A 13,554-nucleotide genomic window follows, 5' to 3' on the forward strand; every position below is an offset into this window, starting at 1 on the left:
GTTAAGTTCAAACTGCACGTCCTTAAAATATCGTTGTCCCAAGTGCGCCGCACAAAACAACACAAGCTGCAACCCGAGTCTCATGCCTTTGGATCCATCATGGTATCCTATGCTTATTAGCGGGTTCCTTAGTGCTAGAACTGGATGCGTGGGTCGTTTCGAATTCGTTCGGCTATTTTCGACTCAGGGATTTTGTTTTCAGCATAGCTGACCCCCACCATGTTGTTCTGTCGGTCCCTCGCCATCTCTTCCACGGAATTAAAAGAACCTTCTTCGTGCGAGTTCGTAACTATTTGGGCGAATTGCGGTCCGTATTCCTTGGTTAACAAATAACTCCACAGGACATGTCGGTACACATCCTCGGGAAAGTCCTTGATTGCCCATCGCAGCTCTTTTGATTTCTCTTCGGTTTCCTGGCGGATCTCAAGCAATCTCGGAGCCTTCAGCGGATGGTTGGCCACCAGGTCGAGATCACCAACGGATAAGCGGTCGGCAAATTTTGGGGCCACTAATTCAAGATCCTTCCTGTCCAGGACCAATCGATAGAGGTTCCCGTTTTGCCGTGTGTTAAACTTCTGGGGAATGATCTGATCCTTTCCAAAATCAAAGTAAACCGTTCCTTGCATGTGAAGGGCACCCGTTGTATCGCCACCATCCAGTAGCTCGGCCAAATGACCATAAACCCGATTCATCGATTGATTGGGATTCGCAACGGAAACCGACGTTTCGTATTCTACAAAGCGCACCTCGATATTTCGGATTTTAAATTGGTTGCTGAGAAGTGGTTTGTCTTTGTTTACGGATGCGATTTTGACATCCTTAGCCGAGATTATTAATCTGCCCGTCGGTATCCCTTTTAATTGGGAGCTTACAAAACCAGAGCTTATGATTAAGTGCTGGTCTGAGCCGGCTGTGAGGATATTCAGCTTTACGTTTGAGCAGTTCAGCCCGAATGGGAGTTCAAAACCAATCTTGCCGTAGTCAACATCGAGTGAGTCAACATTGCCTTCTCCCTGCACAATCTGGCTGTGAAAGTAAGTCAGTCCGTTTTTCAGCTTCGCCATCGAGTAAAAATACAGGCCGATGGTGACAAACACCAGTAAAACGGCCACAGCCCCTGCGGATAAAAGGATTTTGTAACGAGTGCGCATAAAAATGGAAAGTCAATCCTAGCATGTTTGAGTCAAAGACTCCAGTCACATATTCAACCCCAAACAGCGGATAATAGGCTTGAAGCAAAAATTTCCCGGGTTTAACTTCATGTAAATTTTAAGTATTGGGTCTAGTCAAATTGGTTATTCTGCTAAGAAGTCAATAGCCTGAAAAACTTTCCTCCCTATTTATGAAACATTTATTTTTCTCCCTCTTGATCGTCCTGGGATTGTCAGTCAACTCATGGGCTCAGTTTGTTGCCGGAACGGGTTTTGAGGACCCCGCCGTTGTTGGGTCCGTTTATACCGACCTTATAGACGTCCGAACTGATCATGCTTTGGCGGATAACAGTGGAGAACCGGTAGTGAATTTTACCGCTTTAGGCTCACCACCTACGAATGAAATTGGTTTTACCTCCTTTTTTACACTGACACCAGAGGTTCAGGTTCAGGCATTGGGGATGGGGATACAATCGGTGTGTCCTCGGCTAATGTTAATACAGGGAGCAATTCATTTTCTTTCAATGACCCAGACGGGTTGTTAACGCTTACTACTGATTCAATTGATATTTCGACTTCAGGATCCGTCAGGCTCTCACTCTGGTATTTTATTAATAACACGGGGTTTGAATCAAATGACAATTTTTTCGCCAGCATCTCGGTTGATGGAGGTTCAGATACTTTTATAACGTTTAGGGAAGCGGGCGGACCAGTAGTTGGAAACGACATCGAAGGCCTCACAGGCGCTTGGACACAGGCTATATCTCCTGTCTTTTCAGGCAATTCTGTTGTTTTGACTTTTGGGGTTGATTTCAATTCTGAGACTGAAACCCTTTTTCTGGATGATATTGGAGTCAGCACTATTCCAGAACCTTCCACCTATGCACTAATTCTCGGTGGGTTGGCAATTGGGGTAGTCATTTGGAAACGGAGAAGGAGTTAGTTTTGCCTCAATACCTGAGCCAAAATACTTCCTTCAGTTAGAGGGTTTCCACTAATTTTGCTTTAATTCGTTTTGCGTAGACGAAATGGCTAGCCAAGTCTTTCAATTCCGATACAGTCTTGGCCAGCATGAACAAAGTATTTGCCTTACTTACTCTCCTCGTTTTTTCAGTCTCACTTTCGGGACAGTTTTCAATTACCACCTTCAATTCGAACATCACTGTGGATGATTTTGACAGCTTCACGGGAGCAGGATTTTCCCCGACACCCTCAGCCGGGCAATTAAATTCCAACATTTGGTCAACCTCAGGATGGAGTGATGGAGATGTTGGGTTTGGAGGAGCTGGAACCACAGGTGATTTTGCTAGAGGAACCGACCCAGATGGAGTTGTAACAGGAGGAGTTTATGGGTTCGATATTGGTGGTGGAGATATTATTCTCGGTGTTCAACCAGGCGGAACAGATTTTACCCCGGGTGATTTTAGACTTAAATTGGTTAATAATACCGGAGCTACCATAATCAATCTAACGGTCGATTACGATGTGGTCGTTTATAATGACCAAGGCAAGGCAAACTCTTTCAACTTTTCACATAGTAGCACTAATTCTACATTCACGGATATAGGAGCATTAGATTTCGCATCGACTGAAACAGCAGATGGATCCCCTGCTTGGATTTCTGCTGATAGAAACACTACCATAACAGGTATCAGCATCGCAAATGGCGCTGAGTATTTCCTTCGGTGGAACGGCGATGAAATCTCCGGTTCAGGTAGTATGGACCAATTCGGGCTCAACAATGTTGTCATCAATGCTTCGGGTATCCCCGAACCTTCTACTTACGCCTTAATCTTCGGTGGACTCGCTCTAGGCATAGTGATCTTGAAGCGTCGGAAAACAGCTTCTTTATAAGTTGTTAAGCTTTTTTCTGTTCCTCAAGCCTCGCGACCCCCAAAGGTTCGGGGCTTTTTTGTTCTTTATAAAAAACAATCAGCTTTCGTGGCAGCTTCTTAAAAAATACTGAAACCTACTGTGACTCCCGCCATAACGATGGCGACCATCGACATGAGTTTTATCAGGATGTTGAGGCTGGGGCCGGACGTGTCTTTGAACGGGTCTCCGACGGTGTCGCCAATGACGGTGGCTTTGTGGGCTTCAGACCCCTTGCCACCAAAATGACCTTCCTCCACATATTTCTTGGCATTGTCCCAAGCTCCACCGGAATTGGCCATAAACACAGCCAACGCAAAACCGGCTGACAGCCCGCCAGCCAATAACCCGACCACCCCTGGAACTCCCAGTAGGATGCCAAATGCAATTGGGACTAAAATGACTAATAGCGATGGAACCAGCATTTCCTTTTGTGCTCCCTTGGTGGAGATCTCCACACAGCGAGCATAATCTGGTTCGTTTTCACCCTCCAGAATTCCGGGGATTTCTCTAAACTGTCTTCGAACTTCGTCTACCATTGCCCCTGCCGCGCGTCCCACGGCATTCATCGTCAACCCACAAAAGACAAACGCCATCATAGCACCCAACAATAAGCCGATTATGACTTTTGGATTCATCAAGTGCACGTCGTAATTGTTAACGAGGTCGATAAGGGTGATGTTGCTGAGTTGCTCAATGGAATTAATAACTGTGCCGTTGGGGAAGGTAAAACTGGTGGTCTTTTCCATTATTTGAGCGATGGAGATCCGGATGGCTTCGTAGTATGAGGCAAGAAGGGCGAGGGCAGTTAATGCGGCAGACCCAATGGCGAAGCCTTTTCCTGTTGCAGCCGTGGTGTTACCCAGAGAATCGAGGGCATCCGTGCGTTTGCGAACCTCGGGGGCGAGGTGAGCCATCTCTGCGTTGCCGCCTGCGTTGTCCACGATAGGTCCGTAAGCATCGGTAGCCAAAGTGATCCCCAAGGTAGAAAGCATGCCCACCGCAGCGATACCGATTCCATAGAGTCCTTGGCTGATATTTGATAAATCCAGGCTGCCTGCCGCGAAATAGTAGGCCAGGGAGGTTCCAATCATGACCGCCAGCACAGGAATAGCGGTTGAAATAAACCCAACTCCAAGACCCGCGATAATGACAGTAGCCGGTCCGGTGTGACCACTCTCGGCTATGTGCTGGGTCGGTTTGAATTCGGCTGAGGTGTAATAGGCGGTGGCCTTGCCTATCACAATGCCGGTAACTAGTCCCACAATTATTGATCCCCAGATTCCCAGGTAGTTCGGAAGTCCCAACCATTTGAGGACAAACACGGATGCGATTATGACCAGGACAGACGAAATATTGATACCCTTTTCCAAGGAGGCCAAAAGCTCTTTTTGATTAGCTCCATGTTTGGTTTTAACGAAAAAAGTGCCGACAATGGATAGAATGATTCCAACGGCCGCAATCAACATGGGTGCCATGACCGCCGATAGCTGGTGGGTTGAACCGGTTTCGTGCATGTAAGCCGCCGCACCTAGAGCTGCCGCTGCAAGAATCGATCCACTGTAAGATTCATAGAGGTCGGCTCCCATACCTGCTACATCTCCAACATTGTCTCCAACATTGTCTGCTATGGTTGCCGGATTTCGGGGGTCATCCTCCGGGATCCCTGCTTCCACCTTTCCAACCAGATCTGCTCCTACATCGGCTGCTTTGGTATAAATGCCTCCGCCTACCCGGGCAAACAGTGCTTGCAAAGACGCTCCCATACCAAAGGTAAGCATGGTCGTCGTTATGATCATCATCTTCTGGCTTGGAGTCGCAGCTACTACGAAGTGATTTAATATAAGCCACCAGATGGAAATGTAGAGAAGGGCCAATCCGACCACAGCCAATCCCATGACAGCGCCACTTCGAAAAGATATCCTTAGCCCTGCATCGAGCGACTCCTTTGCGGCTTGAGCGGTTCGACCGGAAGCGTAAGTGGCCGTCTTCATTCCGAAGTACCCAGCCAATCCCGAAAAGAAACCTCCGGTTATAAAAGCAATCGGCAACCAGTTGTTTTGGACTTTGAATCCGTAGGACATTATGGCGAACACCACGGTTAATATGACGAACACGATGCCGACTATTTTATATTGTTGTTTCAAGTAAGCCATCGCGCCCTTGCGAACGTGTTCGGCAATCTTGATCATGGTTTCGTCGCCTTCGTTTCCCTTCATCATGTCCTTGAAAAATATCCAGGCAAAAATGAGAGCGATGATAGCAGCGATAGGGACAGGCCAGAAATAAACTGAAGTCACTTGGTAGGTAGGATTAAGGTGAATCGTGGAGTCTGGAAAAACGTCCGTTGTGGTATTAGAATTTTGTTGGGATTTCCCTCAACGACATAAAGATTTTCCATGTTGCTTGGGGTCGAAGGTTAGAAGCTAAAAACAAAGTCCGTCAATCTTCATACCAGTTATTTTGCGGGTTAACAGTTTTGGTTATCTTACGGTCAACCTTGGACAACGATTCTTGATAACCGATTTGAGTGCCAATTTTATTGTTCCTACTTTTGGAGTTTTACTTTTTAGTAGAAAAAGCTGGGAAAATTTTTGATGAGATCACTTCTAATATCATTGAGGTGTTGGGAATTCCACTTGACCAGTTCTGATCGCAATGTGCATCTTCTTCCGGTTCATCTTTGGAAGAATTTTATTCAATCACCCTAACTAATACTATGCCTGAAGCATTTCCGAATATTCCCAAAATTCCTTACGAAGGGCCTAAGTCGAAGAATCCTTTGGCCTTCAAACACTACCTGCACAATGAAGTTATTGGTGGTAAAACGATGAAGGAACACTTGCGCTTTGCCGCTGCCTACTGGCATACTATGCGCAACGAACTCTCCGATCCTTTCGGCGTGGGAACGTCTTTGAAGCCTTGGGATGATCGGAGCAACTCAGTCGAAAACGCACAGAGACGCGTTGGCGTTTTCTTCGAATTTCTCGAAAAGATGGGCCTCGATTATTACTGCTTCCACGATCGTGATGTAGCCCCCGAGGGTGCCAGCCTTGCGGAGTCGAACAAAAATCTGGAAGCCGTTGTCGCCACATTAAAGGAGCATCAGGAAAGCAGTGGTAAGAAACTTCTCTGGGGAACCGCCTGCCTGTTCATTCATCCGCGTTATATGCATGGCGGAGGTACGTCGTGTAACGCAGAGGTATTTGCATATGCCGCAGCGCAAGTGAAAGCTGCCATGGATGCGACCTTGGAGCTCGGTGGCGAAGGTTACGTTTTCTGGGGAGGCCGTGAAGGATATACGACCTTGCTCAATACCAATATGAAGCGCGAGCTTGATCATTTGGCAAAATTGCTCCACATGGCTGTCGACTACGCCGCGCAGATTGGTTTCAAGGGACAGTTCTTCATTGAGCCAAAACCTAAAGAGCCAACTACCCACCAATACGACTCGGATGCTGCTGCCTGTTTAAATTTCCTCCGTGAGTACGATCTCATGGACCACTTTCAGCTTAATCTGGAAACGAACCATGCCACTTTGGCCAACCACTCGATGCAGCATGAGATGGTCGTTGCGCGGAATGCAGGTGCTCTTGGTTCAGTGGATGCGAATACCGGTCACCCCCAACTGGGTTGGGATACCGATCAGTTTCCGACCGATATCTATTTAACCACCGAGATCATGCTCGAGCTATTGAAGGATGGTGGCTTCAAAAAAGGAGGATTGAATTTCGATGCGAAACCCCGTCGTGAAAGTTTCGAACCGGTTGATCTGTTCCATGCCCATATTGGTGGTATGGATGCTTTTGCCCGCGGATTAAAGATCGCCAATGCGATTATTGAAGATGGCCGTTTGGAGGCTTTTGTTTCCAAACGATACAGCTCTTGGGATTCTGGAATTGGCTCAAAAATCGAATCCGGTGAAGTTGGATTTTCCGAGCTTTCTGAATACAGTTTGAGCAATCCTGAGCCCACCGTGGATAGCGGGCGGCAAGAGATGTTAGAAAATCTCATCAACGAATTTATTTAATACACTAGGCTCTCTGTAATAAATGTAAGCTGCTTTAGCTGCGAATCGTGGACTTCTTGTTCAAATCATGAACTATCTCATCGGCATAGACGTTGGCACCTCGAGTATGAAAACCCTGCTCATCGACGAGATGGGTCTGGTTGTTGGAAGCGCCACCGAGTTTTATCCTTTTGAAACTCCGAAGCCTCTCTGGTCAGAGCAGGATCCTGCGCATTGGTGGAAGGCGACTTGCGTATCTATCAAACGAGTGCTCGAAGAAAATAAGGTGGCCGCCAAGGACATCGCGGGGCTCGGATTAACCGGTCAGATGCACGGCCTGGTATTACTGGATAACGATAACAAGGTGTTGCGGCCGTGTATTCTGTGGAATGATCAACGCACCAGTAAACAATGCGAAGCTATTACTCATCGTGTCGGAAAAGCGCATGTCCTTGAACTTACCGGGAACCCTGTGCTGGCAGGATTCACCGCACCGAAGATCGCCTGGGTTCAGGACAACGAACCGGAAATATTTGCCAAAGCTACCAGGGTTTTACTCCCCAAAGACTACGTCCGGTTTTTGCTGAGTGGTGAATTTTTTAGTGATGTATCTGATGCGTCCGGAACGTCTCTTCTAAATGTAGGAAAGCGCGACTGGTCTTCCCAAATGCTGGAAGCGCTCGGCATCAAACGAGGTTTTCTCCCGGAAGTAACTGAATCTACCGTAGCCAGCACCCGTATTTCAGCGTCGGCCGCCGCCGCAACCGGATTATTGGAAGGAACCCCTATCGCCGCAGGCGGAGGTGACCAGGCAGCCCAAGCGGTTGGTAGTGGTATCGTTCGCGAAGGCATTGTTTCAGCAACACTGGGAACTTCAGGAGTGGTATTTGCCCACTCCGATCAATACCGCGTTGAACCCAGCGGGAAACTGCACGCTTTCTGCCATGCCGTTCCCGGGAAGTGGCACCTCATGGGAGTCATGCTTTCAGCCGCCGGCAGTTTTGAATGGTATAAAAATGTGTTCGGCACCGCTGAGGCCGCGGAAGCCAAAGCAAGCGGTCGAAACGTTTTTGACCTACTCACTGAACAGGCGACCGAAGCTCCGGCCGGTTGTGAGGGTTTATTGTTTCTTCCCTATCTTTCAGGCGAAAGAACCCCCCATCCGGATCCGTTGGCAAAAGGCAATTTTTTTGGAATGAATCTTCGGCATAACAAAACGCACGTCACCCGTTCGGTATTGGAAGGTATTACCTACGGGATGAATGATTCGCTTCAACTGATGCGGGATCTCGGTCTTGAAATCAACGAGGTCCGCGCTTCGGGCGGAGGAGCTAAAAGCGACTTTTGGCTGCAAATGCAGGCCGATATTTATCAATCGAAAGTGGTGACGACCAACGTCACCGAAGGAGCTGCCTTTGGGGCAGCTGTTCTCGCCGGTGTTGCTTCAGGTGTGTATCAAGATATCGATTCGGCTGCGAACCAGATTGTGAAAAGCACCGGTGAAACCAACCCAGGGCCTGACCAAAATGTCTACGCCGACTACTACCCGGAATACCAAGCACTTTATCCTGCGCTAAAAGATCGCTTCGCCTCCATTGCCAAGGTTGTTGAGAAGCACTTGTAGAAATTAAGCAGTTCGTAGCAGGGCTATTGCTTCCAGCAATGCCGTTTCAGGACCTTAATGTCAGGTTGATTTCTGACGGTGCAGGAGGGGGTTAATCCCCCGATTTCGTTTATCAGCATCGAAGCAATCAGGGGATTAACCCCCCTACAACTAGCCAAAATGCTTCTTCAAAAACTCCAAATCCAATTCCGGATAAAGCACGTATTGGTCGAGAAGTGTTGTTACGCGTTTGCGCGCCTCTTCTTGAACGCCCTCTGCAATGTCGTACTTCACTTTACTGGTTTGTCCTGCGTTGGCACCTTTGGTCAAAACCTGGGGAGTCGTATTGGAAAGTATCAGCTTAAAGATGGCTGCTATTTCCTTCATGTCCTCCTCGTTCATTCCGAGCGTTGTTACTGCAGGTGTTCCCACTCGAAGTCCGCTTGTGTACCAGGGACCGTTCACGTCGAAGGGAAGGGAGTTTCGATTCAGAGTAATTCCACATTCACGAACGGCGCTTTCCGCCTGGCGACCATTGAGGCCGAAGGTGGTTACATCGATGAGCAAGAGGTGATTGTCTGTTCCGCCAGTTGGGATGGTTAACCCTTCTTCGATCAAGGCCTCAGCCATGGCTCTTGAGTTTTTAACTATCTGAGCTGCGTAGGCTTTAAACTCGGGTTTATTCGCCTCGGTAAATGCAACCGCTTTTGCAGCCATCACATGAGGCAGAGGGCCTCCGATAACCAGTGGGCAACCTTTGTCTACGTATTCGGAGAATTCTGGGGTACTAAACACGACTCCTCCGCGAGGACCCCTTAGGGTTTTATGAGTCGTGGTTGTAGCGATATCCGCAAAAGGCATGGGATTATAATCCCCTTCAAATACTCCACCCGCAACCAGTCCTGCAAAGTGAGCCATATCAACCATGAGCACCGCGCCAACTTTATCCGCTATTTCGCGCATGCGGCGGAAATTTATCTTCCGTGGATAAGCGCTATATCCGGCCAGCAGGATAAGTGGTTTCACCTCTTCAGCTTGCTTCTCGAGCTCGTCGTAATCGAGTAAGCCTGTTTCTCTGCTTACGGCATAGCCATAGCTGTCGAAAAATTGGGCTGAAACGTTCTGGCGGTAACCATGGGTCAAGTGACCACCGGAGTAATAGTCGAGGCCGAGCATACGTTGGTTACCCATGGCATGACGCACTTTGTTCCAGTCTTCACGTGAAAGATTGGCCGGGTTGGTTTCTCCGAGCTTCGCCATGCTTGGCACACCTACACGAGCTTGAAGAATCGCCCAGAAGGCAATCAGGTTTGCGTCGGCCCCTGAGTGTGGTTGCACGTACGCGTGGGTGGCTCCGAACAATTTACAGGCCTGCGCACAGGCTTCGCTTTCAAGATTGTCCACATTGTCACAACCGGCATAGAAGCGGGATCCTGGAAACCCTTCCGCATACTTGTCCGTGAGCAGGTTTCCCATAGTCGCTTGCGTAGCGAGGCTGGTGAAGTTCTCGCTGGCAATGAGCTTCAGGTTATTGCGCTGATCTTCGAGCTCCTGGATGATGCTGCGCGCGATGGGCGGATTAACCGAGGCAACTTGCTGAAGGTTCGCCAGGTAGCCTACAAAAGCGGGGTTTGCGTTAGAGCCTGCTTGTTCAAGGTAGTCTGCAAGCGGTGTGGTCGTAGTGGTCTGTGACATCTGGAAGCGATATTTATTTTTTCGATTCTACCCAGGCGCTCGATAGAATTCTGTGGCTTCCTGGCGGTTGATTCCGCCCTTGGTTGCGCCAGTCGCTTTATTTGCGAGAAAGAACAATTCCTTTTTTAAAGGAAGTCAATGAAGGGCTTGGAAAAATTATCAAATTTGAAGGTTGAAGTAGGAACCTCATAGATTCAAAAAACCTAGATGTGATGAAGAACACGTGTCTCGGCACAGCCTTTAGGCGACGACGGAAGGCGCAGTTTGCAAGCAAGGGCGGGAGCGTAGTATGTTGGTGTCATTGTACTCGAAACTACGTAACCAAGCGGGTTGCGGGCTGGAACGCAGTTCTTCGCGCATGTTGATTTTAGCCTTCAAAAGGCAATTTTGTAACGTCACTATTAGTGGTGATTGAAAAGTTTATACTAATATCCATAACACACTGAATTTTAATGAGATAAATCCTGCTCTTTCGAAGGCGTTTGAAACATTAGGGGGAAGTCTGATAAGAAACGGAGGTAATGAGGTAAAGGCCCAACAATGGCTGATGTTGATAATAAACCCAATTGCCTCTTTCACCATGCTGGACTCACTCGTTTTCTTGATGAAAAGGGGTGATGAGTGATTAACTCAATTTTCGACGAACTCCTCGTTGTTTATGCAACAGAATTGCCAAAAGTGTTGCCTAAATGGGACGGATTTAAGATAAAAGGAGGAAATCCTGACATCCGGCATTTGGCTGCCAGCAACGCCACATCGGACGATCCAGCGCGAACTTAGTTACTGCTTCGCGCTTGAGTTATTACAAATGATTTTTTTTACTGATGAAAGGAATAACATCAATCTCCGTCGAATAAGAGGGTAAGCCTGATTACCTCATGGATATTGTTAAGACACGCAAACTGGAAATCCTAAAATATACCGGATTCCTGATCACAGCCGGTTTATTGTTATCTGGATGCCGGTCAACCCTACGCTATCCAGCCAGCGGGCAACTTCATGGAGAAGACGTGAGTACCACGTTGGATTCGCCCATAGCTGCCTATTACCTGAATAACTATCTCCAAGGTAAAAGATCTGACCCAGCTTTCGATGCCGCAATTGAAATTCTTTATCATAAGAAATTCGACCGTGGCTTGCCTAATCATGATGAGCTTCTTCAAATTTCCGAACGGCATTCAGTAGATTTCGCAGCCCTTTTCCTCTCAGACTTGGTAGCCAATGACCCTGATAGTACCGTCTGCCGAACCTATTTTAATTACTACCTGCGAAATCCGGATTCAGCACTTATCTCCGATACATACAACCGTTACATGATTCTTTTTGTACCAGGCTGGGATTACATTGAGAGCGGTCACCTTACTGGATCGGATTTGGCACAACCAAGACATCTCATCACAGAATTGGGTATCGAAAACCGCCTTGTCAAAATCGATGCCAATGGGTCAGTGGAGGAGAATGCTTCGCTTATCGTAAAAGAACTCATTCGGTCCTCGACTCATGCAAAAAGAACCATCATCGCAGGCGCAAGTTCTGCAGGCCCGGCTATCTACCTTGCTTTAGGCGAAATCCAAAATCGAGAACTACCTGCTCCGGTTGCCTGGATCAACCTTGGCGGTATCATACAAGGAAGTCCCTTGTATGAACACTACAAAAAATTTACGCGATCCTGGTTCATGAATATCCTGTTGCTTATAAAAGGTTGGCGTGCGGAAGCTGTCGCTTCCATGGGAACCGAGGCCAGCCGCAGACGATTTAGGCAGTACACTTTGCCGCCTGAAACATTGGTAATCAACTACGTCGGCCTTTCACTCTCGGGTCAGCTGAGCAAGTATTCAAAAAAAAATTACCCGATTCTGAGCAAACAAGGGCCAAACGATGGACTCACTCCCCTAACCGACATTATTATCCCCAATAGCCTCACTCTGATTGCACCAAACAGTGATCACTTTTTCGCAGAAGATCCAAAAATCGACGCGAAAACCGTAGCCATGGCTAAAACATCCATTTCCCTACTTGAAGCACGAGATGGAGCTACTCACCAGCCAGTTTTTCACATCCCTAAAGAACAAGCATCCCCATCCAGATAGCAAAGCATCCAATTTGATTCCAACCCTGTCTATGATAATGATGCTCATTTTCGCCTACATTATTTTTTCACCCCAGATTTCTACCAGCAAAGTATGCAGGAATGCTGATTAGGCTCAGCAAAACATTTTGGGTCTTGGGGGATTTAAGCTGTCAGATATCAGGCAGCTTTTTGATCTCAAGCTATGGCCAGAAGAAGCCTGTTGCGACGTTCAGGCCCTTTTAAATATGCGTATCCGTGAACTGCATTCAAAGGTCAGAGAATTGAAAAGTTCTCGAAATCACCCAAGCTTTTTAGACAGGCTTGCGAAACTAGCGAGGACGGTCGCTGTGCTGTTTTAGAGGAACTGAGAAAACTTGTGTAACACTTTTAGGTATTCTGTTTTCTGCGACGAATTTACCTATTCTGGAACAAAAACGGGTAATAGAATCTGTTAGAACTTTCCCTGCGGTTGTTGTTCGCTTCGCTGTCGCCCTTCGGGCTCGGTACTGAGCTGCGCGATTTCATTTGCCAAAAGTGTTACCTCAGCTGAGGAAATCAGCTATCCGGAACAGCCCGAAGGAGCTTCGCCTCCGCTTTTGTTTGCTTCCTGTATGGGAGGACAAGGAACGTCTCCGTAAGAGCAAAACACGCAGCAATCACCTTCTTTGGGTTTGAGCAGCGTTTCACAACTGGGGCATTCCCAGAAGAACTGACAGGAATTTGTTGGCATCTGCTCTTTGCTTTGATGCCCGCAATTCGGGCAGGTGATCGTTGATGCCAGTTCTATGATTGCACTATTGGACATGGCTTTGTTCCACCTTTAATTTCTCAGGAGGGAAGCCGGTTGCTTTGATGGCTTCTAATATCTTCTGTTCTTCAATGATCTGCGAATTGTAAACGATTACCGCTTGCTTGTTTCCATAGGTGATTTGCGCGCTGTCGATACCTTCAATCTTTTTCAATTCTCCCTGAATTCCAACAGCGCAAGCTGCGCAATCCATGGTTGGAATGGAAACAACAAGCTCAGAGCTGTTTGGACCCATAGCAATCTCCGTGTCTTCGCTCGCATTGAGCATCAAATTTGCAATGCTCGGATAGGCCAAAAAGCCCACAGCAAGAATGCTAACTAGACCCTGTTCGAAAAGCCGCTGGG

Annotated in this window: 12 protein-coding genes; 7 read left to right on the forward strand and 5 right to left on the reverse strand. The window is 47.7% G+C overall.

The window, feature by feature from the left end; genetic code table 11:
- Window positions 1-134 precede the first annotated feature (134 nt).
- On the reverse strand, window positions 135-1,151 hold the full coding sequence (locus O3C43_21845) for a hypothetical protein (GenBank protein ID MDA1069138.1): 1,017 nt from the start codon (window positions 1,149-1,151) through the stop codon (window positions 135-137).
- A gap of 191 nt (window positions 1,152-1,342) precedes the next feature.
- On the opposite strand from O3C43_21845, the gene O3C43_21850 reads away from it, so the two are divergent.
- The 3 genes from O3C43_21850 (at window position 1,343) to O3C43_21860 (ending at window position 3,005) form a co-directional block, all read left to right on the forward strand.
- Window positions 1,343-1,696, forward strand: a complete 354-nt coding sequence (locus O3C43_21850) for a hypothetical protein (protein MDA1069139.1) — start codon at window positions 1,343-1,345, stop codon at window positions 1,694-1,696.
- Window positions 1,690-2,094, forward strand: coding sequence for a PEP-CTERM sorting domain-containing protein (locus O3C43_21855; protein MDA1069140.1), 405 nt, complete (start codon window positions 1,690-1,692; stop codon window positions 2,092-2,094). The genes O3C43_21850 and O3C43_21855 overlap by 7 nt, the downstream gene beginning before the upstream one ends.
- A 128-nt stretch (window positions 2,095-2,222) precedes the next feature.
- Window positions 2,223-3,005, forward strand: a complete 783-nt coding sequence (locus tag O3C43_21860; GenBank protein ID MDA1069141.1) for a PEP-CTERM sorting domain-containing protein — start codon at window positions 2,223-2,225, stop codon at window positions 3,003-3,005.
- Between the two features lie 98 nt (window positions 3,006-3,103).
- On the opposite strand, the gene O3C43_21865 is transcribed toward O3C43_21860, so the two are convergent.
- Window positions 3,104-5,323 carry a sodium-translocating pyrophosphatase gene (locus tag O3C43_21865; protein ID MDA1069142.1) on the reverse strand — a complete coding sequence of 740 codons (2,220 nt, stop codon included), beginning with the start codon at window positions 5,321-5,323 and terminating at the stop codon, window positions 3,104-3,106.
- A gap of 419 nt (window positions 5,324-5,742) precedes the next feature.
- Here O3C43_21865 and xylA point away from each other — a divergent pair, with 419 nt between their 5' ends.
- Together xylA and xylB are read left to right on the forward strand one after the other, a co-directional pair.
- Window positions 5,743-7,053, forward strand: coding sequence for a xylose isomerase (xylA, locus tag O3C43_21870; protein ID MDA1069143.1), 1,311 nt, complete (start codon window positions 5,743-5,745; stop codon window positions 7,051-7,053).
- A gap of 67 nt (window positions 7,054-7,120) precedes the next feature.
- Window positions 7,121-8,656: a xylulokinase gene (gene xylB / locus O3C43_21875; GenBank protein ID MDA1069144.1), complete on the forward strand. Its 1,536-nt coding sequence runs from the start codon at window positions 7,121-7,123 to the stop codon at window positions 8,654-8,656.
- 150 nt (window positions 8,657-8,806) lie between these two features.
- Here xylB and O3C43_21880 read toward each other — a convergent pair whose 3' ends face one another.
- The gene (locus tag O3C43_21880; GenBank protein ID MDA1069145.1) at window positions 8,807-10,330 is read right to left on the reverse strand and encodes a glycine hydroxymethyltransferase; all 1,524 of its coding nucleotides are present in this window, start codon (window positions 10,328-10,330) and stop codon (window positions 8,807-8,809) included.
- Between the two features lie 621 nt (window positions 10,331-10,951).
- Between O3C43_21880 and O3C43_21885 the strand changes: the two genes are divergently transcribed.
- Both O3C43_21885 and O3C43_21890 read left to right on the forward strand, forming a co-directional pair.
- Entirely contained in the window at window positions 10,952-11,110 is a 159-nt protein-coding gene (locus O3C43_21885; protein ID MDA1069146.1) for a hypothetical protein, read from the forward strand.
- Window positions 11,111-11,208: 98 nt separating this feature from the next.
- Window positions 11,209-12,420, forward strand: coding sequence for a hypothetical protein (locus O3C43_21890; protein MDA1069147.1), 1,212 nt, complete (start codon window positions 11,209-11,211; stop codon window positions 12,418-12,420).
- 540 nt (window positions 12,421-12,960) lie between these two features.
- On the opposite strand, the gene O3C43_21895 is transcribed toward O3C43_21890, so the two are convergent.
- Both O3C43_21895 and O3C43_21900 read right to left on the reverse strand, forming a co-directional pair.
- Entirely contained in the window at window positions 12,961-13,206 is a 246-nt protein-coding gene (locus O3C43_21895; GenBank protein MDA1069148.1) for a GDCCVxC domain-containing (seleno)protein, read from the reverse strand.
- On the reverse strand, window positions 13,196-13,554 hold a 359-nt coding region (locus O3C43_21900; GenBank protein MDA1069149.1), incomplete at its 5' end, for a heavy metal-associated domain-containing protein. The genes O3C43_21900 and O3C43_21895, both read right to left, overlap by 11 nt.

The organism is Verrucomicrobiota bacterium (assembly GCA_027622555.1).
Taxonomy (GTDB): Bacteria; Verrucomicrobiota; Verrucomicrobiia; order Opitutales; family UBA2995; genus UBA2995.